Source organism: Lacisediminihabitans sp. H27-G8 (assembly GCF_046156175.1).
GTDB lineage: Bacteria > Actinomycetota > Actinomycetes > Actinomycetales > Microbacteriaceae > Lacisediminihabitans.
The window spans coordinates 363,434-387,359 of record NZ_JAYLVL010000001.1; the positions used below are offsets into that span (position 1 = coordinate 363,434).

At 65.8% G+C, this 23,926-nt stretch carries 21 protein-coding genes and 1 tRNA gene; 4 read left to right on the forward strand and 18 right to left on the reverse strand.

Annotated features, from left to right (window positions below; all coding sequences use genetic code 11):
• Positions 1 to 10 precede the first annotated feature (10 nt).
• Positions 11 to 502 carry a DUF3145 domain-containing protein gene (locus VLI63_RS01690; protein WP_185204076.1) on the reverse strand — a complete coding sequence of 164 codons (492 nt, stop codon included), beginning with the start codon at positions 500 to 502 and terminating at the stop codon, positions 11 to 13.
• Between the two features lie 220 nt (positions 503 to 722).
• Between VLI63_RS01690 and VLI63_RS01695 the strand changes: the two genes are divergently transcribed.
• On the forward strand, positions 723 to 1,280 hold the full coding sequence (locus VLI63_RS01695) for a PadR family transcriptional regulator (protein WP_409155157.1): 558 nt from the start codon (positions 723 to 725) through the stop codon (positions 1,278 to 1,280).
• Between the two features lies 1 nt (position 1,281).
• On the opposite strand, the gene VLI63_RS01700 is transcribed toward VLI63_RS01695, so the two are convergent.
• From VLI63_RS01700 to VLI63_RS01730, 7 genes are all read right to left on the reverse strand, one after another.
• Positions 1,282 to 2,961, reverse strand: coding sequence for a bifunctional 3'-5' exonuclease/DNA polymerase (locus VLI63_RS01700; RefSeq protein WP_409155158.1), 1,680 nt, complete (start codon positions 2,959 to 2,961; stop codon positions 1,282 to 1,284).
• 36 nt (positions 2,962 to 2,997) lie between these two features.
• Positions 2,998 to 3,429 (reverse strand): DUF779 domain-containing protein, encoded by a 432-nt coding sequence (locus tag VLI63_RS01705; protein ID WP_409155160.1) that lies wholly within the window; start codon positions 3,427 to 3,429, stop codon positions 2,998 to 3,000.
• Positions 3,430 to 3,523: 94 nt separating this feature from the next.
• On the reverse strand, positions 3,524 to 5,047 hold the full coding sequence (locus VLI63_RS01710; protein ID WP_409155162.1) for an aldehyde dehydrogenase family protein: 1,524 nt from the start codon (positions 5,045 to 5,047) through the stop codon (positions 3,524 to 3,526).
• Positions 5,048 to 5,100: 53 nt separating this feature from the next.
• Positions 5,101 to 6,450: a GAF domain-containing protein gene (locus tag VLI63_RS01715; RefSeq protein WP_409155163.1), complete on the reverse strand. Its 1,350-nt coding sequence runs from the start codon at positions 6,448 to 6,450 to the stop codon at positions 5,101 to 5,103.
• Positions 6,451 to 6,566: 116 nt separating this feature from the next.
• Entirely contained in the window at positions 6,567 to 7,220 is a 654-nt protein-coding gene (locus VLI63_RS01720; protein WP_409155164.1) for a hypothetical protein, read from the reverse strand.
• 112 nt (positions 7,221 to 7,332) lie between these two features.
• Positions 7,333 to 8,178 (reverse strand): DUF1684 domain-containing protein, encoded by an 846-nt coding sequence (locus VLI63_RS01725; RefSeq protein WP_409155166.1) that lies wholly within the window; start codon positions 8,176 to 8,178, stop codon positions 7,333 to 7,335.
• 250 nt (positions 8,179 to 8,428) lie between these two features.
• A complete protein-coding gene (locus VLI63_RS01730; protein ID WP_147784641.1) occupies positions 8,429 to 8,632 on the reverse strand; it encodes a cold-shock protein in 204 nt (67 codons plus the stop codon).
• Positions 8,633 to 8,856: 224 nt separating this feature from the next.
• On the opposite strand from VLI63_RS01730, the gene VLI63_RS01735 reads away from it, so the two are divergent.
• Positions 8,857 to 9,363, forward strand: a complete 507-nt coding sequence (locus tag VLI63_RS01735; RefSeq protein WP_409155167.1) for a YdeI/OmpD-associated family protein — start codon at positions 8,857 to 8,859, stop codon at positions 9,361 to 9,363.
• 22 nt (positions 9,364 to 9,385) lie between these two features.
• Here VLI63_RS01735 and VLI63_RS01740 read toward each other — a convergent pair whose 3' ends face one another.
• Complete coding sequence (locus VLI63_RS01740) at positions 9,386 to 9,550, reverse strand: hypothetical protein (protein ID WP_409155169.1); 165 nt, start codon at positions 9,548 to 9,550, stop codon at positions 9,386 to 9,388.
• Between the two features lie 88 nt (positions 9,551 to 9,638).
• Between VLI63_RS01740 and VLI63_RS01745 the strand changes: the two genes are divergently transcribed.
• Positions 9,639 to 10,727, forward strand: coding sequence for a winged helix DNA-binding domain-containing protein (locus tag VLI63_RS01745; RefSeq protein WP_409155170.1), 1,089 nt, complete (start codon positions 9,639 to 9,641; stop codon positions 10,725 to 10,727).
• Positions 10,728 to 10,866: 139 nt separating this feature from the next.
• On the opposite strand, the gene VLI63_RS01750 is transcribed toward VLI63_RS01745, so the two are convergent.
• From VLI63_RS01750 to VLI63_RS01770, 5 genes are all read right to left on the reverse strand, one after another.
• Positions 10,867 to 11,226: a hypothetical protein gene (locus VLI63_RS01750; protein WP_409155172.1), complete on the reverse strand. Its 360-nt coding sequence runs from the start codon at positions 11,224 to 11,226 to the stop codon at positions 10,867 to 10,869.
• 113 nt (positions 11,227 to 11,339) lie between these two features.
• Positions 11,340 to 13,373: a glycosyl hydrolase gene (locus tag VLI63_RS01755; RefSeq protein WP_409155174.1), complete on the reverse strand. Its 2,034-nt coding sequence runs from the start codon at positions 13,371 to 13,373 to the stop codon at positions 11,340 to 11,342.
• On the reverse strand, positions 13,373 to 14,104 hold the full coding sequence (locus tag VLI63_RS01760; protein ID WP_409155175.1) for an HlyD family efflux transporter periplasmic adaptor subunit: 732 nt from the start codon (positions 14,102 to 14,104) through the stop codon (positions 13,373 to 13,375). Before VLI63_RS01760 ends, VLI63_RS01755 begins: the two co-directional genes overlap by 1 nt.
• Positions 14,101 to 15,879, reverse strand: coding sequence for a glycosyltransferase family 2 protein (locus VLI63_RS01765; RefSeq protein WP_409155176.1), 1,779 nt, complete (start codon positions 15,877 to 15,879; stop codon positions 14,101 to 14,103). Before VLI63_RS01765 ends, VLI63_RS01760 begins: the two co-directional genes overlap by 4 nt.
• A 292-nt stretch (positions 15,880 to 16,171) precedes the next feature.
• A complete protein-coding gene (locus VLI63_RS01770; RefSeq protein ID WP_409155178.1) occupies positions 16,172 to 19,831 on the reverse strand; it encodes an SCO7613 C-terminal domain-containing membrane protein in 3,660 nt (1,219 codons plus the stop codon).
• Positions 19,832 to 19,949: 118 nt separating this feature from the next.
• Between VLI63_RS01770 and VLI63_RS01775 the strand changes: the two genes are divergently transcribed.
• Positions 19,950 to 21,167: a tyrosine-type recombinase/integrase gene (locus VLI63_RS01775; protein ID WP_409155180.1), complete on the forward strand. Its 1,218-nt coding sequence runs from the start codon at positions 19,950 to 19,952 to the stop codon at positions 21,165 to 21,167.
• Here the strand turns inward: VLI63_RS01775 and VLI63_RS01780 are convergent.
• The 4 genes from VLI63_RS01780 to VLI63_RS01795 all read right to left on the reverse strand — a co-directional run bounded on the left by VLI63_RS01780 (position 21,132) and on the right by VLI63_RS01795 (position 23,909).
• Positions 21,132 to 21,722, reverse strand: a complete 591-nt coding sequence (locus VLI63_RS01780) for a Swt1 family HEPN domain-containing protein (RefSeq protein ID WP_409155182.1) — start codon at positions 21,720 to 21,722, stop codon at positions 21,132 to 21,134. The two genes, VLI63_RS01775 and VLI63_RS01780, sit on opposite strands and share 36 nt — an antisense overlap.
• Positions 21,719 to 22,360 carry a DUF5343 domain-containing protein gene (locus tag VLI63_RS01785; RefSeq protein WP_409155183.1) on the reverse strand — a complete coding sequence of 214 codons (642 nt, stop codon included), beginning with the start codon at positions 22,358 to 22,360 and terminating at the stop codon, positions 21,719 to 21,721. Before VLI63_RS01785 ends, VLI63_RS01780 begins: the two co-directional genes overlap by 4 nt.
• A gap of 150 nt (positions 22,361 to 22,510) precedes the next feature.
• A tRNA-Ile gene (locus tag VLI63_RS01790) sits at positions 22,511 to 22,587 on the reverse strand.
• Positions 22,588 to 22,658: 71 nt separating this feature from the next.
• Positions 22,659 to 23,909: a glycosyltransferase gene (locus VLI63_RS01795; protein WP_409155185.1), complete on the reverse strand. Its 1,251-nt coding sequence runs from the start codon at positions 23,907 to 23,909 to the stop codon at positions 22,659 to 22,661.
• Positions 23,910 to 23,926 lie beyond the last annotated feature (17 nt).

Sequence of the window (23,926 nt, forward strand, 5' to 3'; positions counted from 1 at the left end):
ATCGGCCGGCTCAGCCGACCTTGTGCAGCCAGACGACCTGGTTGGTGTCGCTGGAGTGACGGAATGCCTCGAGCTCGTCATCCCAGGCCTGGCCGAGGGCGAGACGGAGCTCACGGTGCAGCTCGAAGGCATCCGAGCCGGCGATCTCCATGGCGTAGCGCACCCGGTCTTCCGGGATCACCACGTTGCCCGCGGTGTCGGTCTGGGCGAAGAAGATTCCGAGGTCGGGCGTGTGCATCCAGCGACCGCCGTCGCTGCCGGGAGAGGAGTCCTCGGTCACCTCGAAGCGCAGGTGTTCCCAGCCGCGGAGGGCGGAGGCGATGGCAGCGCCGGTGCCCTGTGCGCCTTCCCAATAGAACTCGGTGCGCATGGAGCCCTTGAGCACCCGCTGCTCTTCCCACTGGAAGTTCACGGCGCGATCTATCGCTCCCCCTGCGGCCCACTCGATGTGCGGGCACAGTGCTCGTGGAGAGGAGTGCACGAAGAGAACACCCCGCGCCATTGCGACACTGGTATTGGTTAGTGCAGCCACGATAACTCCATTCCGTTGAGGTGCGACTTCCCCATCGACCTCGGAATGTTCCGTGCTGCGCTATTCAGTTACACGGCAAGCCGTTTCGCCCATTATCGCCGAAGACTCCGGTAAATAACAACTGTGTAATTGCCGAGTGCTCCGGCGAATATATACTCAGCATGGTTTTGATTGGCCAGAGGAGGCGTGGATGTCGGTACGGGACGGCCTTCTCGCCGTGTTATCCCTCGGCGAGGGGTACGGCCTGCAGCTCCATTCCGAGCTCGCTACCCGCGCCCCGCACCGTCGTGCGGTCAACGTCGGCCAGATCTACAGCACACTGGAACGGCTCGCCCGGACGGGACTCGTCGAGCCCGCCGGCACATCCGTCGACTCACTTCCCCTCTATCGCCTCACCGAGACCGGTCGGGTGGCCGCGAACGGCTGGATGACCGAGCCGGTGATCGAAGGCCTTCCCGAGTGGACCGAGATGCTCGATCAGGTGCTCGTGACGAGCTCCATCGACCCGGTGGCAGCCAAGACCGTCGCAGAGAGCTACCGTCGCTGGTGGGAGCGCGATCTCGTCGCGACTCGGTCCACCGCCGAACCGCAATTCGCGGATGCCCGGCTCGCCCTCGTCGCACGCGAGGCGCAGGCCGTGGCCGCGGTCGCCTGGCTCGGTTCCGCGATCGCCGCGCTTGCCGATTTCGACTCCTTCCGCCCCCTGTCGGACGCACGGCCGAAGCGGGGACGGCGCGCCAAGCCCTGAGCTACTTGGCGGCCCCGTAATCATCCACGATGGCAACCGTGAGCGGGAAGGTCACCGGCAGGGCGCCGAAGAGCAGCCGACCGGCATCCTCCGCGGCCGTTCGAATGGCCGCCTCGACGGCAGCCACTCGGTCTGTCGGGGTATGGACCACCACTTCGTCGTGCATGAAGAACACCAGGTGGGGCGCTTCGGTGAGCCACAATCCGCCGGCCCCGTCGTGAAGGGCGCGACGCAGGTTGGCCATCCAACAGAGGGCCCACTCCGCGGCGGTCCCCTGCACGATGAAGTTGCGGGTGAATCGACCCCAGCTGCGCGCCTGCCCGCGCGCTCGACCCGCGTCAGCTTCTGTGGCGGTCTCGCCGTAGGCATCCGCCTGGGTGGCGCGCCAGGCCGGTCCCGGCGGTGGTGAGCTGCGGCCGAGGCGGGTCGTCACGACCTCACCGCGCTCACCGGCACGGGCGGCCTCTTCGACCATGCCGATTGCCCGGGGGTACGCCCTGGCCAGCCGGGGCATGAGGCGCCCCCCTTCCCCGGAGGTTGCGCCGTACATCGCGCCGAGCATCGCGACCTTGGCCTCGTCCCGGGTCTCGACAGCACCGCTGGCGACGATGCCCGCATAGAGGTCACCGGCACTTCCCGCCTCTGCCATGCCGCGATCGCCCGAGAGCGCGGCGAGGATCCGCGGCTCGAGCTGGGAGGCATCCGCGACCACGAATTTCCAGCCCGGATCGGCGACCACAGCGCCGCGGATCTGCTTCGGAAGCTGCAGCGCCCCGCCGCCGCCCGTGCTCGCCCAGCGTCCGGTGACGACTCCCCCGGGTACGTACTCGGGGTGGAATCGGCCATTTCGTACGTTCGTGTCGAGCCAGTGCCATCCGTTGGCCGTCAGCAGTCGCGCCATCTTCTTGTACTCGAGCAGCGGTTCGATGGCCGGATGCGTGAGCTTCTTGAGCTCCCACGACCTTGTCGACGTGACCATGAGCCCCGCGACGGCGAGGGCCTTGAGCAGTTCGGAGGGTGAATCGGGATTGAGGGTGGGGGCCTCCAGCGCCTGTCGCAGCCGCTGCAGCGTCGCGTCGAGACGCGCGGGCCGCTGGCCGGGCGCCGGGCGCGGTCCGAGATGGCTCTCGAGGATGTCATTGTGGATGTCGCCGCGCCAGGGCAGCCCGGCGTGCATCATCTCCGCCGCGACAAGAGCTCCGGCCGACTCTGCCGCGAGCAGCAGTCCGATCCGTGCCGGGTCATCGGCACCAGCGATCGCGGCGCGCTGCGCGGCGAACTCCGCGAGGGTGTCCTCCCCGGCGTCGCGCTCTGGAGCCTCATCCCAGTCGAACAGGGTGTGCTCCGCCGGCCGGTCGCTCCGGTCGAGTGCACCACGGTCCCAGGACGACAGCGGTGCTGTCGCTAGCGCCGACCCGGCCGTCAGGGACGAATTGCGCAGAATGGCGTGGGACAACCGCAAGTCGACGCACCGCTCGACGCGGACGCCGGCGGCGAGCAGAGGCGGATACCAGCGGGCGGTGTCATCCCACACCCACCGCGGATGCCGCCGCTCGAGGTCTGCGACACTCGCGGCCAACGAGTCGAGGGCAACATCCTGCCTGGCACCGTCGACAGCGCCGTCAGCCGTCAACCGCTGAAGGGCGATCCCTTCCGGCGAGGACAATACGGCGACGAACACGACTCCATTCTGACGGGTGCTACAGACGCCCCGGTCTCACACGAACGGCGTCGCGGTCTCCATCAGGCGGGAGCGGATCATGAACCGCACGCCCTCGGGAGACTCCACGGAGAAGCCGCTTCCCCTGCCCTTGACTACGTCGACCGTGAGGAAGGTGTGGCTCCAGTATTCGAACTGCTCGGCGGACATCCAGAAGTCGATGACCTGGGGTTCGCCACCTTCCGGGGCGATGTCGAGTCGTCCGAGGAGGACGTCCTGGTCGGAGGTGAGGAAGTCGCCCGCGGGAAAGCACATGGGGCTCGAGCCGTCGCAGCATCCGCCGGACTGATGGATCATGAGCGGCCCGTACTGGTCCCAGAGCTTGCGGAGAAGATCAACGGTCACGGGCAGGAACTCGACCCGTGGAATGGTCTCGCCGGGAACGGTGACCGTTGCGGTGACCACTCCGGTGCTTTCGACGACAGACATCGGTGTCCTTTCGATCTGGTTTCAGTATGCGCCCGAAACCGGTGATCGAGCCTGTCAGAGTGCCGACAGGCTCGATCACCGGGGTGATGCGGGTTTAGAAGAAGCCCAGCTTGTTCTCGTCGTACGAGACGAGGAGGTTCTTCGTCTGCTGGTAGTGGTCGAGCGCCAAGCGGCTGTTCTCGCGGCCGATGCCCGAGCTCTTGTAGCCACCGAAGGCAGCGCCCGCGGGGTAGGCGTGGTAGTTGTTGACCCACACCCGACCGGCCTGGATGTCGCGGCCGGCCCGGTAGGCGGTGTTGCCATTGCGCGACCACACGCCCGCTCCGAGACCATAGAGCGTGTCGTTGGCGATCGAGATGGCATCGTCGTAGCCGTCGAAGCTCGTCACCGCGAGCACCGGTCCGAAGATCTCCTCCTGGAAGAGGCGCATCTTGTTGTGGCCCTCGAAGATGGTCGGCTGCACGTAGTAGCCCTCGCTGAGGTCGCCCCCGAGGTCCGCACGCTCGCCGCCGAGCAGGAGCTTTGCGCCCTCCTGCTTTCCGATGTCGATGTAGCTCAGGATCTTCTCGAGCTGGTCGTTCGATGCCTGGGCGCCGACCATCGTGTCGGTGTCGAGCGGGTTGCCCTGCACCGCGAGCGAGGTGCGCTTCACCGCGTCGCCGAGGAACTTGTCGTAGATCGGCTTCTCGATGAGGGCGCGGCTCGGAGCCGTGCAGACCTCTCCCTGGTTGAACGCGAAGAGGGCGAAGCCCTCCTGAGCCTTGTCGTAGAACGCGTCATCGGCATCCGCGACGTCCTTGAAGAAGACGTTCGGGCTCTTGCCACCGAGTTCGAGGGTCGCCGGGATGATGTTCGCACTCGCGTACTGCAGGATCAGCCGGCCGGTCGTGGTCTCACCGGTGAAGGCGATCTTGCGGATGCGCGGGCTCGACGCGAGCGGCTTGCCCGCCTCGACACCGAATCCGTTGACCACGTTGACCACTCCGGCGGGAAGGATGTCGCCGATCAGTTCCATCAGCACGAGGATCGATGCGGGCGTCTGCTCGGCCGGCTTCAGCACGATGGCGTTGCCTGCCGCAAGAGCGGGAGCGAGCTTCCAGACGGCCATGAGGATGGGGAAGTTCCACGGGATGATCTGGCCGACCACACCGAGCGGCTCGTGGTAGTGGTAGGCCGTCATGCCGTTGTCCATCTCCGCGAAGCTGCCCTCCTGGGCACGGATCGCGGCGGCGAAGTAACGGAAGTGATCCGCGGCCAGCGGGATGTCGGCGTTGAGCGTCTCGCGGATGGCCTTGCCGTTGTCCCAGGTCTCGGCGAGGGCGAGAATCTCCGTGTTGGCGTCGATCACGTCGGCGATGCGGTTGAGCACTGCCGCCCGCTCGGTGGCACTGGTCTTGCCCCAGGCCGGCGCGGCCTTGTGCGCCGCGTCGAGGGCCGCCTCGATGTCTTCGGCGGTGCCTCTGGCGACCTCGCAGAACGGCTTTCCGTTGACGGGTGAGATGTCTTCGAAGTACTGCCCCTTAACCGGCTTCACCCACTCGCCCCCGATCCAGTGCTCATAGCGGGGCTTGTAGCTGAATTTCGCATCCGGTGTACCCGGGGCCGCGTAAACGGTCATTGCAACTCCTATCGACGACTCTGTCAAAAGAACCCAATGGGCTCCGTTGCAGGTTAAGAGCGCCGAGGTTGCGGGGAGGTTGCGACTTGTTGCAAGCCGAGTTCTGCTTCGATGCGTTCGAGTCGCGCGACGACCGCGGCGCGCTTCGGCGACTTCGGCGGGAGCATCCGGAGGCAGGCCCTCCAGACCTCCGCGTCGTAGGCGGCCTCGTCGGTGCGTGCATAGGCGAGGAGCGTCTCGGCCGAGGCGTCGGTGAGCAACGCGTCACGCAGACGCTGGCTCAGCTCCTGGCGCAGCTCCGCGATACCCGGGGCCGACGAGGTCGGAAGCAGCGCGCCCGAGTAGGCCCCGAGCGCTACACGGTGGGCACCGCGGTCGAGGAACGCGAGCACCCGGTGGGCGTCCAGGTCCAGCCGCGCCGGCAGCCGATAGGGGCGGGAAAGCGGCACGAGCGACTCGTCGATGCGCTCGAGCACCTTGCGCAGTCGCACCATCTCGGCGCGCAGGGTGACGATCGATCCCTCGCGCTCGTAGACCAGCCCGGCGAGGCGGTCGACGGAGAGACCCTCCGGATGCCACGCGAGCAGGGTGAGGATCTCGGAGTGGCGCGTGCTCAACTCGATGGACCGGCCCCCGACGGTGATTCGACCGACATCGCTGCCGAGCACTGACAGCACGGGCGGCGTGATCGCCCGGGGAGCAGCAAGGACTGTCGAGGAGCGACGCGGGCGCGAACTCAGCTCGTCCAGCCGACGGATGCGCATCTCCGACTCGACGGCCGCCACAGCGGCCTCCAACAGGGGAAGGGTCGCCGGGGCCACGGCATCCGCTCCCCCGGTGATGTCGATGACCCCCAGGATGCGGCCGGAGGCGGGATCGTGCACCGGCACGGCCGTGCAACTCCACGGGTGGACGATGCGATTGAAGTGTTCCGCGCCCTGGATCTGGATGCCGTGGTCGAGCGTGAGTGCCGTGCCGGGCGCGCTCGTGCCGACCGCGCGCTCCGACCAGTCGGCACCCTCGACGAAGAGCATGCCCTCCGCCTTGCGGCGGAGCGCCCGATCCCCGTCGATCCAGAGCAGTCGACCGGCTTCGTCGCCGATCGCGACGATCAACCCCGCATCGAAGGTATGCCGGATGAGCAGGCCGTGGATGGTCGGAAGCGCCAGCGCCATGGGGTGCGCGCTGCGATATTCGTGCAGGTCGTCTTCGTCGAAGTCGATGGCCGCTCCGAGGTGATCGGGGTCGAGCTCGAGTTGCAGCGAACGCTGCCAGGACTCCTGCACGAGCCGACGCACGCCGCTCACGGCCGTTCGCGTCGCGATCACGGAATCGTGGGCCGACGCGAGTCGCTGTCGCTCGGAGCTGTCGGTGGGGCGCGCGACTATCCAGGGGCTGGTCATGGCACCTCCGATCAGCATTGGTCGAGTGGCGCAATCCTAGTGGGAGCCGACGCGCGCCAGCCGTGAAACGACTCCGCACGGGCTGCCCGTGACGCGCGGGTCCGGGCGAGTTGGGATCAGCAGTAGTCGGGCGTCAAGGACGGTGCCGTGAACGATTTGACTGTGCCGTCGGCGTTCACCCCCACCAGCGCTCCCCAGAAGACTCCCGCTTCGCCAGCTACCGGTGTCGCGTCGTAGGTGAAATATTGATTTCCCTCGCCCTGGCCGGCGATCGCACCCGACGACGCCTTGAGACTGTCCGCGGACATCCCGACGGTAGTGCCGTCAGACGACTCGAGTGATAGAGATCGGCCGACCTTCGGCGCGGTGAGCTCTACCGAGAAGGCCCGCTCGGCGCGGAATGGACCGCTGTTCAGGGGGACGAGCGACAGCCCGTTCCAGTCGTACTTGTCGTGGTCGAAACTGCAGATGTCCTCCGCGACGTGCGTGACCGTCGGCTCGCTACCGATCACCGTGGTCAGGCTCGCTCTCGCCGCCATCACGTCCTCGGAGAACGGGATGCTGGAGAGGAGAGCCCCATCGGCTGACTCGACGGCAAGCCCGTCTCCCGAGATGACGATCCGGGATGCCACGGGAACCTGCGTCGATGACGCGCTCGGACTCGGTGATGAAACGGGCTCGGCTGGCGATGTCGCACATCCCGCCAGCCCGAGGCTCAGTACGAGGGCAGCGGTGAACGCTTTAACGATAGTTGCTCGGTTTGGCACCATGAGAAGAGGCTATGCGCCCACGCCGCGAAGTCCCAACGGACCGCGTACCGATCAGATAACGAGCCGTACCCTCTCAGTTTCGTCCCGATCGGCAGTCGGCACCGACACGCGATCACTCGTGAAGCAGCGACCCGTCCTTCTTCAGCACGTTCTTCTCGCCGGCCTCGATCGGCACGGTGAAACGGTTCTGCTTCGGCGGCATCGGGCAGTTGAAGGCGTAGCTGAAGGCACAGGGAGGAAGGACTGCGCGGTTGAAGTCGAGGGTGATCGTGCCATCCGCATTCGGAGCGACGAAGAGGAAGCGCCCGACGCTGTAGGTGCTGTCGCCGCTGGTGGCGTCGGAGAAGACGAGCTGGAGCGCGCGGCCGGCCTTGAACGCGGCGAGGTTGTAGTCGATGCCGTCCTTCGAGAAGGTGATCTCGCCGGGGACAGCCAGGTCGCGGGTCTTGCCGTCGTCCTTGAGGTGCTCGAAACCGACTGTCGTGCCATCCGGCAGTTCCCTGAAGGTGCCGGTGACCACCCAGTCCGGGTCGTAGTCGAACGCGTCGATGGAGCCGAACTCCTGGATGCCCTCGGAGTCGGCGTCCCAGACCCGGAGCGCGTAAGTGCCCTCCTCGCTGGCGATGACGAAGCCGCTCACGTGCTCGCTGAACACGATCTCACTCGGGGTGTCGGCATCCTTGCCGCGCACGATCGCCTCGCCGTCCACCAGCACCCCGTCGACGGTGATGCCGTCGGATGCCGCGGCGGTGAGCCTGAGGCCCGACTCGCCCTTCGACAGCGGTGCCCAGCTGCCGGGCACCCCCCAGATGGTCTGCTCGGAGTCGATCCACTGGGTGTTCACGAGTGCGAGGCTGCCCTTGGGCTGCACCACCGAGAGTTCGCGACGACCGTGGTAGGTCGCGAGCGCCTCCGCCGGCGTCGGGGCAGTGGGAGTTGATGTGGTGGTGTCGGTCATGGTTCCATCCTTGCTGAAGTCACTCGGAGTAACGACCGGTGACACTCGCGCATTCCCGGCGGCCCCCGGGAGCGGACATGAAAAAACCGGCCCCGCACGAGTGCGGGACCGGTTAGTTCGGAGTATCAGCTGCGATGGGCGATGCCCACAGCATGCGAGAGGCCTTATCCGTGAGGAAGGACACCCACAGCGCCTATTCGGCGCACGAAGCTGCATCCAGTTCGGCCACTACGGCCGGAAGACTTGCGTCTTAGAGCGGGCGAATGTTCTCGGCCTGGGGTCCCTTGGGGCCCTGGGCGAGGTCGAATTCGACCTTCTGGTTCTCGTCAAGCGACTTGTAGCCGCTCGAGGCGATCGCCGAGTAGTGTGCGAACACGTCCGGGCTTCCGTCGTCCGGGGCGATGAATCCAAAGCCCTTTTCAGCGTTGAACCACTTCACTGTTCCTAGTGCCATAATTTTTCTCCTTCAGGAGTCTTCGCGTGGACCCGACTTTCGGACCCACTCGTCGCGGTGTTCATCGTCCGCTCCCGAAAGAGACATGGCACCCATCGCGCTGGTTATTACTATCCAGAGCGGCAAGCTCCAAGCATTCAAGATGTGCGAGGTACTGCAACTGCATGGCCAACTGTAGTGCACGTACCTCGTTTTGGGCACCCGTGTGACAAGAACGGGCCACATTGGCCCCGAGTTCTCCTCATCACGACGCCCTTTCGACGCGTCTCGAGCACCAGTACAGTGACGGAAGGTCCGTCACTTTTTCGACCACGCTCCTGCAGGCTCCCGGCATGAAGGCCACCGGTCTTCCGGTGCCCGACGACGCGGTGGAGGCGCTCGGGTCGTCCCGCAAACCGGCGGTGACCGTCACGATCGGGGACTATTCCTACCGGAGCACCGTGTCGTCGCGATCGGGCGGCTACATGCTGCCGTTCAGCTCCGCCCACCGCGACGCGACGGGATTGTCCGCGGGCGACGAGGTGACCGTGACCCTCGAGCTCGACGAATCTCCCCGCGAGATCGAACTGCCGTCGGATCTCGCCGCGGCGCTCTCCGACCGCGCACGGAACGCGTTCGACGCCCTCTCCGCCTCGCGACGAGGCGCCTTCGTGCAGCAGGTCGAGTCGGCCAAAGCTGCCGATACCCGCGCGCGTCGGATAGCGACCATCGCGGCGCAACTCGACGAGTAGGAGACGTCCGCCTGGCGGAAGGTCAGACCTTGGAGCGGCTGCCCCCGCGCCTGATGTACCCGACGATCGCCGTGACAACGAAGAGCACGATGCCGATGACGGCGAGCCAGAAGAGTCCCTTGATGACGAAACCCAGGATGGCGAGCACGAGCCAGATGACGAGCAGGAGAATAATGAAACCGATCATGGTTTCGACGGTACTCCCTGTTCGCGTGGGATGAGTCCACCTCCGGGAAGTCGAGGGTGGGATCGGTGGTCGCGACCATACTGGAGCCATGTCCACGGCATCCCCGGTCCTCTCACAGAGGGAACTGCTCGGTCGCCGGCTCGCCGCGCAACAGGTGACGACCACGGCGGGCGGCCCGGCCACCGTCACCGACACCGTGCGACGGATGTTCGCCATCCAGTCCCAGGATTTCGGCCAATCCCTCTGGGGCATCGGGCTGCGAACGCCGGGGGCACGCCGTTCCGATGTGCTCCGCGCGATGGCCGAGGGCTCGGTCGTGCGGTCCTCGTCGCTGAGGGGGACCCTCATGATGGTCGCTGCGGAAGACCTGCGCGACATCCTCGCCGTCTCCGGGGAGCGCACCATCGCGTCCGCGCGCACCCGCCAGCGCCAGCTCGAACTCGATGAGGCGACGATGAGCCGGGCGCGTGAGGTGATCGAAGGGGCGATCGCCGGGCGGAATGCGCTTGGCCGGGATGCCGTGCTGCACGAACTCGAGGATGCGGGCATCCGTACCGGTTCCCAGCGCGGATACCACATCCTCTGGCTCCTCGCCGAACGGGGCATCGTCTGCTGGGGCCCGCCGAGCGGCAGCCAGCAGGGACTCGTCCTCGTCGAGGAATGGATCGCGCCGACGGCGCGCCTCGACCGTGACGAACTGCTCGCCCGGTTCGTTCTCCGCTATCTCATCGGGCACGGCCCGGCGACCGTCGCCAACCTCGCCTGGTGGGCGCGGCTCACTCTCGCGGATGTGCGACGTGGCATCGCCGCCGCCGGCGATGCGGTGTGCGAAGTCACCGTCGGAGGCATCATCCACTGGATGGCGGCCGCCTCCCCCGCTCCCCCAGCCCTTCGGGCGGATGCCCTCGCCCTGCCCGGATTCGACGAGTATCTTCTCGGCTATTCGGATCGATCCGCCGCGTTGCCGCCGGAACACTTCGAGAAGATCGTGCCCGGCGGCAACGGGATCTTCCTTCCGATAATCGTGGCGGCCGGCCGGGTGATCGGCACCTGGCGCCGAACGTCCACACGGGGGATGGCCGGGATCGTGCCCGAGCCCTTCGGGGCGCTCACCTCGGCCCAGTCCCGCACCTTCGAGGCTGCGGCGGAACGCTACCGCGAGTTCACCGCGACCTGAGGTGCGGATGAGTCGTCAGGCCCGACAGGTCAGTCGAACGCCACCTCGCAGCCGACGCACCACCAGTCACCGTCGCGGCGATCGAGCGCGCCGCCGCACAGCGGGCATTCCGGATTGTTCGACATCACTCCCCCACCCCTCAGTAGAGCTCGAGGTCACCGGTGTCGGGAGCCGAGGGCTCGAGATCCCTCCCCGGGATCGGCGCGCCATGGGCGTGGAGGCTCGTGGCGCCGAGCTGAGTCGCGCGCTCACGAAGTGCAGCGGCCGCAGCCACGGTGTCGGGCTCGGCAAGGGTCGTCTCGACCGGTGAGGTGATGAGTTCACTCGAGGGGCCGATCACGAGGTTGACCGAGACGACCCGCCCATCCGGCAGCACGCTCGGTAGTGTGACCACCTCGGCCACGCCGCTCATCGCGGCCGAGGCCGCGAAGTCGAGCAATGCCGCAGCCCCGTCGTCACTGGTGATGAACGACTCTCCCCCATACGCAACACGTTTCATGCCTCTACCGTGCTCCTGATCAAAGCGAAAAAGGAGGACGTTGCGCGAATACGGAGGAAGGCGTAATAAGTAGCGGCACGCCTTCCCCAAAACAGGGCGTTATCGAGCGTCGATCAGCGCCTCGTCATGATCCAGGCGAGGAGATAGCTGCGCGAGTTGCCGTCGTCGATGAACTTCTCCGGAAGGTCACGCGCGGTGGCGAGGGCGGATTTCGCTTGGTCGGCACCACCGAGCGCGGCGTACATCAGAAGGTAGTCCCCGAATTGCTTGTTGTAGTCGCCGGAGGTGGCCTCGCTCACACTCTTCGCGATGCGCTTCGGGTCTCCACCGAGGTATCCGCTGGCCGGGCTCATCGGGATGAGCTGGATGCCGAGCTTGGCATTCGCGTCCGCGCTGAACCAGGTGGAGTAGTCCCGCTTGCCGCCCCAGTTGAGCGCGACTACGGAGTGTGTGTAGTCGGCGTAGACCGGGTCGGAGGTGTCGAAATCGGTCCAGTAGGAGCGGGCGGATGCCGCCTCACTCGCGAGCATCCACGAGGCTTCCTTCTTCAGCGCGCTGTTGTCGCTCACCGAACCCCAGAGGGCGAGGCCGTTCCAGGCGTTCACCGCCTCGGAGCTGGACTCGAGGTTGTTGCCGTCGGCGAACGGCGAGTAGCCCGAGGCCCAGGAGTGGCCGGCGTAGGCATCGAACCCCCGGCGATCCGGGAAATACTTCGAGTCTCCGCTCGAGGCCAGGTCCGCGGCGAGAAGGTTCATCACCGGGGAGATCTTTGTGCGCAGGGCCGGGTCATGGGATACAGCGACACTCGCTGCGTAGAGGAAGTACCCGTAGTGGAAGTTGTGGTCGTTGAACTGGTCGGAGCCGAAGGACGCGGGCAGTCCGATGATCCCCTTCGTCTTCGGGTCGTAGACGAAACAGCGCTCCGCGTTGCTCTTGCAGCGCGTGGGGTCGGTCCACTCGCCCAGAGCTTCGCTGAGCTTGGCACTGACAGTCTTCGCCGCCGAGGTGTCGCCCAGCTGGTCGGCGAGCATCAGGAGGTTGGCGAGACGGTAGAGCGCCTTACCCCCGAAGTAGGTGTCGGCCGGGAGGGCGGCGGTCTGCGCGACGTCCTGGGTGACAGCGGTGGTGAGATCCTTCTTCTGTACCGCGTCGAGTGATCCGAGGTCGAGGGTGTCGGATGATTTCACCGTCGGGCTGGTCCAGGAGAGGCTCTTCTCGGCACAGAGCTTCATAGTGCCGTAGATGGAGGGGAAGCTGCCGAGGGTGCAGGCCGGAGTGGTCATCGACTTCTGCTGGTGCGGCAGGGTGGCGATGAGCGTGTCTGTGGTTGTGGCCGTCGAGTACTCGAGTGTGGTCGACGCCGTGGAGGCACCGCTCGTGTAGTCGAGTTTCACAGCGGTTACGGGCACCGCGTGTGCGGCCACGGCCGACAGCGTGCCGTCGGTGGGCACGGGGAACCAGGTTGCGGTCGCCCCTTCCGCGAGGCTGACACCGGAGCCGTCCTTCGACAGCGACCCCGCCGTGCGGAGGCCATAGGTGGTCTTTCCGACCTTGGCCGAATAGACGCCCTTGCCGGCCGGGCTGAACTTCTGGCCGAGTTTCAGCGTGAGCTTCTTGGCGGCGGTGAAGCTCACGAGGGGTGACCCCTCGGCGATGACCGTCGAGCCGAGTGTGCTGCCGGACTCGGACTTATGCGCGATGGTGACCGAGGCGTCGTCATAGGCGGTGATCTCGCTGCTGCGCGCGCCGGCGTCGATGGTGACACTCGGGGTGTTGCCGCCCGTGATGGTGTCGGGGGTGGTGGTGACTTCCGGCAGCCCGAAGGTGAACCCGGTGTCGGTGAGACCGAACGACAGGGGAAGCGGGAAGACGGGGAGCGGATGCTCACCGAAGACCAGTCCGGAGAACCAGCGGTTCGTCGGGGGTGCGAGTCCGTGGGCGAGCCGTGTCACGGGAACCTCGCCCACCGTGTTCTGCGGGAGCTTCGCGATCGTCGCGCCGATGGTGCTGTCGGACAGCACCCCGGCCGATGCCGAACCGGAGCTTCCGCCCGCGTCGGTTCCCGGGCCGCTGCAGGCGGCGACGAGGGAGACGATCACGCCGACGGCGAGGAGGCCGGTGGCGCGGGTGAGTGTGGAGTTCTTCATTAGATTCCGATCTGCTCGAGGAGCGAGAAGAATGAATCCTTCACTCCGGCGAGCGGTCCATCGTCGCGGAAGTGCAGGATCGCGGTCACCGGGGTGCCCGGTTCGACGAGGCCGTCGTTGCTGCCGGCGACCAGGTCCTTGCTCGTGACCTTGATCTCGGCATCCGCCTCGCCTCCCACCGTCTGCACCTTGACGTCGGAGACGACGCCCGTGATGCGCTTGTGGTTGGGCAGGACGATGTCGACGCGCCCCTTCTTCTCGATGCGGGCGAAGTCGTAGGAGTCCACCCGGAACTTGGCGAGCGCGAAGAGCGGCCCGGTGCGGTCGATGGTGGCGAGCGGCTGCCCGGCACCGACGAGCCCGCCGACCTGTGCCTTCACGCTCGAGACGATGCCGGGTTCGGTGGCGGTGAGGGTGAGGGTGCCGTCGGTGGAGGTCGTGTAGGCGGTGCTGACCGGCGAGGTCTTCGGCGACGAGAGGTCACGCAGCAGGGTTGCGCTCTGGATGGTCATGAGCGGGTCGCCCTTCTTCACCCGGTCGCCGGCCTTCACTGATTCGGCGACGACGGTGCCCGAGTAGTCGGATCCGACGGAGTAGGAGATCGCGTCGAGTGACGCGGATCCGCTCGCCACCTGGTTCTCCCGCTGGTTGAGCACGAGGGTTGCGCCAGCCACGATGGCCAGCACGAGCATCAGTCCACCGAGGAGGCGGAATCGGTTTCCCCAGGTCATCGGGACACCATTCCTTTCGAGTTGAAGACTTCAGCGGTCGCGGCCTGGTGGGGCGTCGCGACGCGGTGCACCGGGATGGCGCGGGTGGTGGGGCGAGCGGACGAACGCGGCACGCGGGCGAACCCGGCGTGCAGTTCCGGGCGAGCGGGCACGGTGACTCGTGCGAGGTGCGATTCCTTGAGGGCGGCCCCGATGAACACGGCGAATACGAGCGTGCTGGTGAGGTTCCAGGCCGTGGCGAGGGTGATCGAACCGTGCCCGACATCCTTCGTGACCGCGACCACCGAGGTGAGCAGCAGGAAGGCGAACATGAGCACCTGCGGGATCATGAAGTTGAACGGCGACACCCGCTTGCCGGCAGCACCGGTGACGTGCCATTTCTGCTCACGACCGGAGAACACATTCACGAAGGCGCGGATATAGATCGGGAACGACACCGTCGCCATCACGAGCGTTGCGGGCCGGAACGACCCCATGGTGTTGAAGGCGAGCAAGATCTGCAGGCCGTAGAAGCCGAGGTAGAACAGCAGCCAGGTGAGCCAGGTGACGGTGAGGTTCACCGGGCGCAGGTCGAAGTAGATCTCGAGCGGGGGCACCATAAGCAGGAGCAACGGGGTGATCCCCACGAGGTAGTGGGTGGCCGTGACGGTGTATTGGAGCCGCTGGTCCATCGTGAGGCGGTGGCGCGGGTTCAGCGGGTTGTGGCGCATCAGGATCTCGAAGCCACCGGATGCCCAGCGCAACTGCTGCTTCGTGTAGTCCTCGACGGTCTCCGGGGCATCCCCGACGGCGAGCGTCACCGGGATGTACACCGAACGCCAGCCCTTCTCGTGAAGCATGAGGGAGGTCCAGACATCCTCCGACTTGGAGTCGGTGAACATCCCCCCGATGTCGTTGATGGCCTCGCGGCGGAAGATCACGTTGGTGCCGACACAGAACGCGGCGTTGAAGCGGTTGCGACCCGGCTGGATGAAGCGGTAGAAGACCGACTGCATGAAGCCGGCGCCGCTCGAGACGAGGTTCTTCATGTTGCCGTAGGTCTGCGGCGTCTGCACGAAGGCCACGTTGCTGTCGATGAAGAAGGGCACGGTCTCGTAGAGGAAGTCTTCTTTCGGCACGAAGTCCGCATCGAAGATGGCGTAGAACTGGCCACTGCTGATCGAGAGCGCGTGGTTCACGTTGCCGGCCTTCGCGCCGTTGTTGCTGAGGCGGCGCACGTAGCGCGCCCCGAGCTCCGCGGCCAGGTCGCGCACCGCATCCGAACCGCCGTCATCGAGGATCCAGGTGACGTGCTCGCCGCGCATCGCGATGGCCGCGGTGGCCGTGCGACGGATGGTGACGACGCTCTCCCCGTAGACGGTGATGAAGACGTCGATGCCGATGCGCGCGTCTTCGAGGAAGACTCCCCATCGCTCGGGGTGCGCGTCGGTGCCCTCCTCTTCGATCGATGCGGCGTCGAAAAGTCGCTCCTGCGAGTGGTGGAAGCCGAAGTCGCGGGGGTCGATGCCCCCGGAGAGGATCGTCCACATCGAGACGAGCGCCTGGGTCACGAGTACGACCTCGGCGGTGATGACCAGGGTGTACGGCAGCCAGTCCCCGCGGTTGGCGGGGTTGAGCAGGAAGAACGTATAGGCGAGAACACCGACCGTGGCGATGAGAACGAAGAGCACGAGGGTCGGCGAGTTCGCGGCGCCGTTCTCGACGGCGCGCGGTAGCGGCGTGTGCTCGCTGCGGCGTTCACCGCGAAACGGTTTTTCCTTCCAAAGTTGACTCATAGTGCTGTTCTCCATTCCTCAGGGCGCGCGGGAACGCGTGGCGGCAGCAGGCTGCCTGGGGGCGACGACGATGGCCTTTGCAGAGGGGCACCATGCCCGGCGTGCAAATAGAAATGGCACTCTCTACGAGTGCGGGCCGCGTGACCGTCAGGTCCTCTGGGGGCGTCGCTCTCGGATTGTGCCTGTTCCAGAGTAGACACCCGACGGGGCGGATGTCCCGCAATATGAGAGCTTTGTAATCAAGCGAGCCGTCAGGAGACCCGTGTCCCGTGCCAATTCCGGCGTCGGGAGTTCAGCTCAAATCACGCAGGCGAGCAGCGACACCTCGGCTCCCGGCGTCCCGGCGTTCGTAGGTCACCGAAACAACCAGCAGTACAGCGCCGGCAGTTGCCAGCGTTATCCACCAGGGCGCTGCGCTGATCGAATGCCCGACCTGCACCGCGAAGACCGTGATGTTCTCGAGCGGAAGAACAATGATGCCGAGGATGAACGGAGCCCCCAGCTTGCGCAGCGACCCGATCAGGATCGCAGCCAACGCCAGTGCGATCACGAGGATCGCGCGCAACGTCTGCGGATCCGTTCCGGTTGCGACGGTCGACGGCAGGATCGAGACGATGATGCCCGGTGCCAGGAGTCGCCACGAACCGGTGTAGCCCACCGGCCAGGCGTTCAGACTCCTTCGAACAGGAGGCGTCTGACGTCGCATCGCGAGCACGCCGACGATGAGCAGGGCGAAGCCGAGCACGAGGGAGAACGCCTCTACACGCAACTGCCGTTCGCTCCAGCCCGCCACCGCGGTGCACCAGCCGAGCACGAACAGGAACCAGACCGGTGGCAGAGAGACGGGGCGCGACTGCGCGCGTACGGTGGTCGTGACCATGACGGCCAAGAGCCCGACGGCAAGCACCCAGAGCGTCCAGATCGAGAACCAGTCGTTCCGCACTGCGGAGATCGGGCCGAGAACCAGATAGACGAAAGCCGGCGCGTAGACCCAGCGGGATGCGCGGAGACGGCCCGACAGAGCCATCTGATCCGATTTGGCGACCCTCAGAAGCAGTGCGCCCGCGATGCCGGCGAGGGCGGCCGAGGCTGCACTGAAGGCCAGCGCGGCGAGCATCACCGGTCTGACTGCGACCAGATCCATCGACCAGCCCAGCCGGATTGCCTCCACCGCGCCCGCGGAGGCCGCGACCATCCCGAAAAGGAGAGTGGGAGTCCGGAGTGTGCCAAGCCTCATCAGCATTGGTCGGTCCGAGCGACGGGAGAGAATCCCCCCGGCCATGACTAGCACGGCAGAACCCGAGAGCAGGACAACCACTCTCCACGAAAGACCCGAGCCCGAGCCGGCAAGAAGAAAAAGCGTGGGAATCACGGCAAAAGCGAGGCCAATGGAATACAGGCGGGAACCCGGCAGCTTCCGGCCCACCGAGAGTGCACCGACGACCACCGCGGCGAGGGCCGGGGGCAGGATGTACGGCTCGGGGATGGCAACGCCGACGAGGGCCCAGAAGCACCAGAGGGCGCCCGTCCAGCTGGCCCCGGCGACGGCCCAGGCATAGCGCCGCCCGGTCGTGATGGCCGTGACCGCGGCGCCGAAACCGATGATCAACAACACGAGCAAGGACGTCCCCAGCCCGGCCGCGGCACGCACCAGTGCGACCACCACCGCGAGAGCACCGGTGACCAGTGCGGAGACCTCGATCCACCGCGTCACCGCGCGGACGTCCACGTCGGGCAGTCCGCGCCGCAGTAACCACGATCCGATCGCACCGGAGCTCGGCAGCACGCAGGCCACGATGAGGGCGATGACGGGCAGGGTGATCGGTGAGGCGCTCACGACGATCAGTTGCGCACCGAGGCACACCACCACGACGGACAGAGTCGGCACGAGCAACGCCGCGGCAAATGCTCGCAGGATTCTGCTCACGCCCGGGCGACGGGTGACCACGAGGGTGAGTGCGAGAGCGAAGGTGACTCCCGTTGAAAGGGCGGTCCACCCGCTTCGGACGAAGAGCACCGAGGCGATGCCGATGAGGAACGGCACGGCGGTGACGGCCAGGATCGAGAGCCAGAAAGCCGCGCCCAGTCGGCGAACGAGAGTGACGGCAAGCGCGAAGAGCGACGCAACGGATGTCGTCAGGCAGAGCACCGGGATGGTGTCGAGGCCGGCAAGGGCCAGGGCGTGCGCGACCACGACAAGCGCGAAGGCGAATCCGGTTGCGGAGTGCACCCAGCGGAACCTGGAGGGGACAGTTCGTGCGACCGCGAGCACGAGGAAGACGGCGCACGCGTCACCCACGATGCTGAAGGGGTTTGAGCTCCAGGCCATCGCACCGGCGAGCACCAGCGCGAGGTGGGCACCGACGACGATCGGCGTTCGAAGGACCAGCGGACTCGACCGGACCCTGTGGACTCGAGTGACGAGCACGCTCAGCGTGAGCGCGATCCCCAGCGCGACGATCACTCTGCCGACGCCCGGTAGCCCCGTCCAGGCACTCGCCGCGAGGATCGACAGAATGGCCGCCCAGAGGGCGACGGCCAGGGCGCGTCTCGCGAGTGCACCATCGAACGGGGTCGAGTCGTCCACCGCGACCCGTCGTTGGATGAGGGACAGGGCGAGCGATCCCGCACTGGCGGCGGCGACTCCGAGGATCGCGGTACCGCCATCCGTGGCGTCCCCGAGTGGATCGAGTGCCGAAAAGAGCTGCGCACCGGCGAAGGCGGCGGCGGGCACGGCACACAGCAGTGCGACGAACCAGCCACCGAGGAGGAGCGGCGGGCGGCGGATGGTGGTCCGAGCCGGAGTGGCGTCCGCGAGTGCGAAACCGGCAAGCGCCGCGACGCCGACCGCTCCGGCGAGCGGGACAAGCGCGATCTGCCACCGGAGGTCGACGGCGTCGAGCGCCAGGGGAAGGATGCTGGTCGCTGTCACGAACAGCGCCCCGGCGACGAGGCTCCCGAACACGGCGAACTGGTTGCGTGTATTCAGGGCGGCTACCACCGCCAGGACGCCGATGACCGCCGCGGACTGCACGACGCCGGGGCTCGCGGAGAGCTGGACGAGCACGATCGTGCCGAAGCCGAGTTGGATCAGTGTCGCCGTCAATCGATCCACCGCGAGTGGTGCGGCGAAACGTGTGCGGAGCCGACGAATCACTTCGTGCACCCCGAGAGCGAACACAGCGGCGGCGACATGCCCGAGCGTGGCTGCCCAGATCCCTCCGGCGGCGTATCCGAAGAACGCCGGCGTCACGGCGATACCGACCAGCCCGATCCACAGCCAGGTCCTGATCCGCGCGCGCGACGCGAAGAAGACCATGATGACCGAGGCCACCACGGTCGCGCCACCTACGATCGCCCATCCACTGATTCCTGGCCCGGCGAGGGTCGAGAGTGCCCACACGTCGAGCACCAGGAACACCATTCCGAGCGCTCCGACGGCTTCGGCCGAGAACTGGAGCTTGGCCCGGGCGAGAAGCCAGGCACCGCCGAGGAAGAGCAGTGTGACAGAGCCGACGATCGCGGTGCGGGTGCCGAAATTCGTGAGGTCGGGATTGAGGAACGTGAACACGATCGCGGCGATAGCGAAGAGTGCGGCACCCACGACCGCAAGAACCGACTGCACGCTGACCTGCGATCCCGATGCGACGACCGGATCGGGCGTCACCCGCGGCTCAGGATCGGCCGCCACGACCCCGGGTCTCGACACGGGTCTCGACACGGGTCGTGACGCAGGTCGCACACTGGTGAGCGTGTCGATGAGGTACTGCCGCGCGATGATGGCCTCCGCCGCCCTCACGGATGCCTCCTGCACCTGAGACGCGATCGGTGAAGTCAAGTCGGCCTGGCAGTTCCGGCACGAGTCCGGACTGTCGAGCACACTGTCGCAGCGCGGGCACAGTGCCTGGCCGACGAGATACCGGGCGGTCTGAGTACTCCACGATGCGGCCACGAGCGTCAGCCTAGGTGCGGGAGGGCCGCCGCGACTGCTGTGTCCAGGAACTGGGGCGCCGCGGAAAGATGGGGCGCTCATCGGCGAATAGGCTCCCCCAGCGCCGAAGGGACTGCTGATGGCCCACGTTCAGACCGTCACGCGGGCATCCGGCAAGACCGCTTACGTGGTCAAGTGGAGAGACAACGGTGCATTCCGGCAAAGGACGTTCACTGTCGCGCGGCAGGCGGAGAGATTCGCTGAAAACGTCGAGACTGACCTATCCGAAGGCAAGTCCACCGCTCCCCTAGTGAAGAACTCGAAGACGTTCCGACAGGTCGCGGAGGACTCGCTCGCCGCAGCCAAGCCCCGGCTGAAACCGCGCACATACGAAGGGCTCGTCCAGATTTACGCCCGGCAGGTGTTCCCCACGCTCGGCAGCAAGCGCATCGGCGCGATCACTAATTCGGATATTGAGAAGTGGATTGCGAAGCTCACCGAGACGAAGACCGTCCGCACGAAGGAGCCTCTGCACCCGTCCACCATCAAGCACGCGTTCGTGTCCGCTAACAAGGTGTTCCGCTACGCCATCAAGCACCGGCTCATATCTCACAATCCCGCGACGGGAACAGACTTGCCGAAGGTGCAGCACGCGCAGCGATTCTCCCCGGTGTTCCTCTCCCCTGCCGAGGTTGAGCGCCTAGCGACCAAGCTTGACGCCAGCGCACCGGACGGACTGTTCGTTCGGCTGGCGAGCTATACGGGGCTGCGTGCAGCGGAGATCATAGCGTTGCAGATTCGCGACGTGAACTTGATGCGTCGGCAGATCGAGGTTAAGCGCACGCTCGTACGGACCAAGGACGGCTGGGGGGAGGACTCTCCCAAGTCCGAGAAGTCGATCCGGTCGGTGCCGTTGCGCCGCTCCCTCGCTGCACTCCTGCAGGAGTACATCGCGCAGCACCCGCACCGCGCCAATCCGCAGGCCAGCTTGTGGCCGGGACGCAACTACGGCGGATACGGCGAGTGGCGCGGGGCGCTCGACTGGGACAAGCTCATGGACTACGAAAGCTTCTACCGTCGCCGCTTCCGTCCGGCAGCGGCCAAGATCGGCCAGCCCGATCTGCGCTTTCACGACCTGCGACACACCGCTGCAAGCCTGTTTGTGGCCTCGGGAATGCCGCTGGCCCGTGTTGCTGCAGCCCTCGGGCACGCCGACACAGCGACCACGTACAAGGTCTATCTCGGATTCTTCCCCGACGACTTCTCGGCAGACATGGATCGTCTCGACGCGTACATCGGGGCCACGATCTATGCGCAGCCGCTACTCCATAAGCCGGTAGTAATCGCGAACGGCTAGGTGCAGCCGCACCACTTCGTCTTCTGCAAGTGGCGAGCAGTGAGCAATCGGACCGCGAAGTAAGTTCAGGCTCGAAATGACCTTCTCGAGCCCTCGCTTGCTGTTGAAGGTAGACCCAAAAATATCCCAATTCGACTTGATGATCTCGCCAAGCTCCCCGAATGTTGTGTAGTCGATTGGGTGAGATGACCGGAGAGTGACGCCGTTGTCCTGTTCACGCTTCTTGTTCTGTGCAACGGTTGTGCGTATGTTCTCGGGCGCGTGCTCGTCCCACCAAGCTTCCCCGAAACCTTCTGCGAGCTGAGACTCCACCATGTCGCGAATCGAGTTTTCCAGGCAGTAGAAGATTTGGTAATAGCGAGCCATTTCAGAAGCTTGCGTTCGCAACTCCGCTGGGAATTGAAGATAATAGCCCTCGTTCTCGACCACCTCTTCCTCTGCCTCGACTGTCGCAATCGGATCGATGGCGTACTTTGACGCGATGTCATCCAACTCCACGGTGAGCAGCTGACGACTCATGTGCATCAGTTGCAGGCGATCAGACTCGGCACTCAAAGCAAGTGCTCCTTTAGGCTCTTGAAGATCGCGTTGAAGACCGCTATGTCATTGGTGTTCGGCAAGTTGATATTGATGGTGTAGCCGAAACGCAGCTTCCCAAGATCGCTCTGGAAATCGTCGTCGCCTGAGCCGCCTGAATCACTTCCGGAGCCGCCTCCGTCGCCACTCTGTTCATCGTCGGCGGCGTTCGAATTGTCCGGCGTGATGTTGAAGTCCGCATACTTCTTGAGGGCTTCGAACGTGCCGATGATTCCCCGAAACGTACTCGAAGTGTCCTCCAGGCCCGTAATTTCTTTGACCAGTCCTTCGAGCTTCTTCTTCTCCATCCGCTCGGCGAACTCGTTCCTCTTGTACAGGGGCGCGAAAGCGATCTTCATGGCCGCAGCCATTGCCGCTTTGGATTCCTCTTCGCTGCCTCGAAATCGGTTGTACAGCGCGGACGGCGTTCCGTCCGAATTGATGAGACCTAACCTCTTGGCCAGAGGAATGAACGGCTTTGCGCTTCCACCGGAGAAGCCCAGGACGGTTCCGAGGAAGTCCTGTGAGAACCGATCGGGAGTACGGGCCTCTTTGATCTTGTCGAGAATCTTCGGGATCAATCCCGTGGAATTCATGTAGGGCATGGACTCGGCCATGAACGTCTCCTGTCTGGACTGGGGTCCAGATTGTCCTCCAAACGGCGGACAGACAGAGGCGACACGCCGAGAATCCCTCAATCGGAGTGCGCGCGGAGTGCATGCCCGAATTCTGAGGGCGGTCGACGGCCCGAAATCCCATACGAACATTGGTGGGGCGGACGGGACTTGAACCCGTGACCGACGGATTATGAGTCCGCTGCTCTAACCAGCTGAGCTACCGCCCCGCAGCGCTCCAACGGAACGGTGCGACACCACGATACAGGCTGGTGCGCCCACGATCGTGAGGCGAGCGTCGCTAGCTGACCTGCTCGTCGAGCGACGCATCCGTCACGGGATCGGTGACCTTCTCGCCGCGGTAGAGCTGCTCGAAGATGGAGAGGGTGCGCTGGATGTCGTGGGCCGCGATGTAGCGCAGGCTCGCTTCCTTCATGGTGCGCAGTTCCGCATCGGGCAGGCTCAGCACGCGGCTCAGCTTGTCGGCGAGATCCTTCGCGTCACCGGGGTTGAAGAGGTAGCCGTTCTCGCCCTCGTGCACCAGGTGGGGCAGCGCCATCGCGTTGGCGGCGACGATCGGGAGCCCCGACGCCATCGCCTCCATGGTCGCGATGCTCTGCAGCTCGGCGATCGAGGGCATGGCGAAGACTGTGGCGCGGGTGAGGGCGGCGCGCAACTGCTCATCCGTCACGTAGCCCGTGAAGGTGACGCGCTTGTCGATGGAGAGCTCGCGGGTCAGCTGCTTGAGCTGGTTCATCTGGTCGCCGCCACCGACGATCTCGAGCTGGACATCCAGGGACGGATCGATCTGCGCGATCGCCCTCATGAGCACGTCGAGGTGCTTCTCGCCCGAGACCCGCCCGACGAAGATGACACGGTTCTCGGTGCGCGGCTCGAAACTTGCCGAGTAGAGGGCCGCGTCGATGCCACAGGAGATGGCGTGGACGTGCTCGAGGTTCGTCTCGGACTCGAGGAAGTCGGCGGCCTTGCGGCTGGGCGACGTCACCTCTTCGCAGTAGGCGAAGGTGGTGGAGGCATCCTTCCACGCGGCGCGGATGGCCCATTTGCGCGCGAAGTGCGGGAGGCGCGTGTGATCGATGAGGTTCTCGGGCATGAAGTGGTTGGTGCCGATCACGCGGATGCCACGTTTGGCGGCCTGCCGGGCGAGGCCGCGGCCCACGACGATGTGCGACTGGATGTGCACGACATCCGGCTTGACCTCGTCGAGGATGCGAGCGGCGTGCGCCTGACTGCGCCAGGGAAGCACGAACCGCAGCCAGTCGTGCGGGTACCAGCGCCAGGAGTAGACGCGATGCACCACGAACTCGGCACCGTCGTGCTTCTCGAGGAACGCGCCGGTGGTGCGGTTGAAGGCTGGAGCCTCGACGTGCACGGTGTGGCCGCGCTCGGTGAGTCCGGCGGCGAGACGGGAGCCGAAGTTGGCGGCACCGTTGACGTCCGGGGGGAAGGTGTCGGCGCCGATCAGGATGCGAAGGGGTGCCTTCGCGTCCTGGGGGGAGTCGTGCGGGGTGTCGGACAAAGTCTTAAGCATCCCTTGCAGTTGAAACC